We start from the raw sequence: 2,873 nt of genomic DNA, 5'->3' as shown, positions 1-2,873 counted from the left end.
TGAGCGAGGAGGAGGTCGTACAGCACCACGATCTGTGCCCAATCGGTCGACTCGACGTCTCGCGACTCCGCGTGGACCGCGGCGATCGACGCCTGCACCGAGTAGGGCCCCGGCCCGCCGGCCGCGGCCTCCATCGCCAGGGCCAGCCCCTCATCCGACGCCAGACGGTCCCACCGGTCCCTGTCCTGCTCGCGCAGCGGGACGGGGAGGCCCTCGTCGTCGACCCTGGCCGGCGCGCGTGCCTCGGTGAGCAGCAGGAGAGCGAGCAGGCCCGTCGCCTCCGGCTGCCCCGGTACGAGCCTGTGCACGATCCGGGCGAGGCGGATGGCCTCCGTCGTGAGGTCCCCGCGCAGGTGGCCGTCACCGGTGGACGCGGCGTATCCCTCGGTGAAGATCAGGTAGATCACCGCGAGCACCGCGGGCAGTCGCGCCGGCAGATCATCCGGGCCGGGGGTGCGGATCGGGATCCGCGTGACCCGGAGGCGCTTCTTCGCCCGGACCAGGCGTTGCTGCACCGTCGTCACCGGGAGGAGGAAGGCGTGGGCGATCTCCGTCGTCGTCAGACCGCCGAGGTATCGCAGGATCAGCGCCACCTGCTCGTCGGTCCTGAGCGTGGGGTGGCAACACGCGAAGAACAGCTCGAGCCTGTCGTCGGGGATCTCGTCCGGTTCCACGACCGCACGGACCGGCGGCGCGGAGGTTCGTCGGTCCTCCTCGACCCGCAGACGCGCGAGACGCTCGGTGAGCGCCTTCTCCCGCCGGAGCCGGTCGATCGCCTTGCGGGTGGCGGTGGTCGTGAGCCACGCGAGCGGGGAGTCCGGCACCCCGGTACGGGGCCAGGCCTCGATCGCCGCTTCGAGCGCGTCCTGGGCCGCGTCCTCCGCGAGATCCAGATCCCCGAAGCGTGACGCCAGCGTGGCGAGGAGGCGCGAGTGCTCCTCGCGACGCAGTGCGACCAGCACGTCCGACGCCGCCGGGCCCGGGGCGGTCACGGGGTCACCCCCGCGTCGCCCCGGACCCGTCGGTCCGGCATCAGAACTCCAGCATCGCGCGGACCTCGACCCGTCCGCCCCTGGCACCGGGGCACTTGGCGGCCCAGGCCAGCGCCTCGTCGATGTCCGCCACGTCGATGACGATCGTGCCGCCCACGAACTCCCTGCTCTCGGCGTACGGACCGGACGTCACGACGGCGTCCGTCCCGCCCGCGGGGATCCTGACCGTGACGCCGGTCTCGGGGTCCTCCAGACCGAAACCACCGGCGAGGACGCCGGCCTTCTCCAGCTCGGCGTCGAAGGCCATGAACTCCTCGACGCCGGGCCCTTCCTCCTCGCCGCAGCGCACGTCCTCGAGGTTGGCCATAAGCAGCAGTACGTACTTCATGTCGATCTCCTGACTGGGAGTGGTGGATGCCGGCCGCGGTGTTGTGCGCCGACACCTCCATGACGAACAGCCGCCGCAAGATCGACAGGTTCGCACAATAATTCTCCGCGCTCTTCCGGATTCCGCTCCCGGGCGCACCAGGACAGGAGTCCTCAGCCGTCGGATCCACACGCTGCAGGCTCACCCACACGCGACATCACGTCCGGGAATGACGATCAGGCGTGTGGATTCAGACGTGAGACGACCGAGGAGGCGGTAGCGGTCGACGCCCGGCCCGCCGACGCCCGGGGTCAGTACCGATCGTCCGGCACCCGGCGGCTTCGGGAGCGCATCGCGAACAGGAGACCGATCACGAAGAGCACCACACCGGCCACCATGAGGATCACCGCGAGGGTGTTCGAGTCGATACCCGGAATGTTGACCTCGACCGCGTACATGAGTATCGCGCCGATCACCACAAGAACCACTCCGCCGCCGATGTAACCCATGTCTGTTCTCCTTCGTCGTGACCGCGCGCCTGTCCGCGGTCGTGCGGCTCACCCTACGAGAACTCGGCGCCGAATTCAGGCGTGCGGAGAGAGGAGCTTTCGCGCCGGTTCCTCGATGAACCGGTAACTGGCCGCGCCGACGGCGATCGACCCGACCACGGTCACGGGCCAGATCACGCCCATCCGCCGGGTCCACAGCGAGGTGCGGGTGAGCGGGAACGCGTAGTGCAGCACGATCAGGTGCCAGAGGAAGATCCCGTACGACCAGCGGCCGATCGCCTGAAGGGGTGCCGACTCCAGGATGCGGAAGCGCGTGCCCGCCGGGGCCAGGACGACCGGCCCGAGGAAGAAGAACGCCATCGCCGCGGTGAGCCCGTTGCGCGCGGCGTACTCGCGGCCGCTCGGGTGGTGGAAGCCCTCGGAGAACCAGCGGGTCGACGTGGTGGCGAGCAGCGCCCCGGCGCCTGCCGTCCACCAACCCCACCTGGCATAGGATGCCCGGCTCAGTCGGGCGAGCAGTCCCGGGCGGGCGGTGGCCAGCTCGGCCAGCAGCATCCCGGAGGCGAACCAGGCGGAGAACGCCGGCGGCAGGATCTGGACGTTGATGCCCCTGGGCAGGAGCCGCAGGCGCTGCCAGGGGATCAGCGGGAACAGCAGGCCGGAGAGCCCGAAGGCGCCGACGGCGGGCAGCCGCCATCGGGCCCTGTCGCCCCGCAGGTTCCTCATCCCGGTCCACAGCGCCGGGAGCGCCAGGTAGTAGGCCATCTCGACCGCGAGTGACCAGGCGTGCGTGAGCCCGGAGACGAGAAACCTCCGCTGGTAGATCTGCGTCAGGGTGAGGTTGCGCAGCCAGACCACGGGGCCGTTGATCCGGTTCTGGGGGAGGAGCACCATGGCGACGGCGACGAGCACTGAGTACGCGGGCATGATTCGCACGAGCCGGGCCCGCAGGTAGGGGATCACCGCGCGGGCCGTTCCCGGCCGGTCGCGGCGGGCGTGGTCGGA

General features: G+C 70.6%; 4 protein-coding genes. All 4 read right to left on the bottom strand.

Translation table 11 applies throughout. The features are described 5' to 3' along the window. Nucleotides 1-992 (bottom strand): sigma-70 family RNA polymerase sigma factor (locus tag G6018_RS16455; protein ID WP_182640209.1); only part of this gene is annotated, 992 nt, incomplete at its 3' end. 40 nt (nucleotides 993-1,032) lie between these two features. Then, entirely contained in the window at nucleotides 1,033-1,380 is a 348-nt protein-coding gene (locus G6018_RS16450; RefSeq protein WP_182640208.1) for a YciI family protein, read from the bottom strand. A 290-nt stretch (nucleotides 1,381-1,670) separates the two neighbouring features. Next, on the bottom strand, nucleotides 1,671-1,868 hold the full coding sequence (locus G6018_RS16445; RefSeq protein WP_182640207.1) for a hypothetical protein: 198 nt from the start codon (nucleotides 1,866-1,868) through the stop codon (nucleotides 1,671-1,673). Between the two features lie 75 nt (nucleotides 1,869-1,943). Continuing rightward, nucleotides 1,944-2,873 (bottom strand): acyltransferase (locus tag G6018_RS16440; protein WP_182640206.1); only part of this gene is annotated, 930 nt, incomplete at its 5' end.

Origin of the sequence: Dietzia sp. DQ11-44, from assembly GCF_014145205.1 — a bacterium.
In the GTDB taxonomy this organism is placed as follows: domain Bacteria; phylum Actinomycetota; class Actinomycetes; order Mycobacteriales; family Mycobacteriaceae; genus Dietzia; species Dietzia natronolimnaea.
The sequence above is the reverse complement of the archived record's forward strand: the minus strand, read 5'-3'. Positions and strand labels throughout refer to the sequence as shown.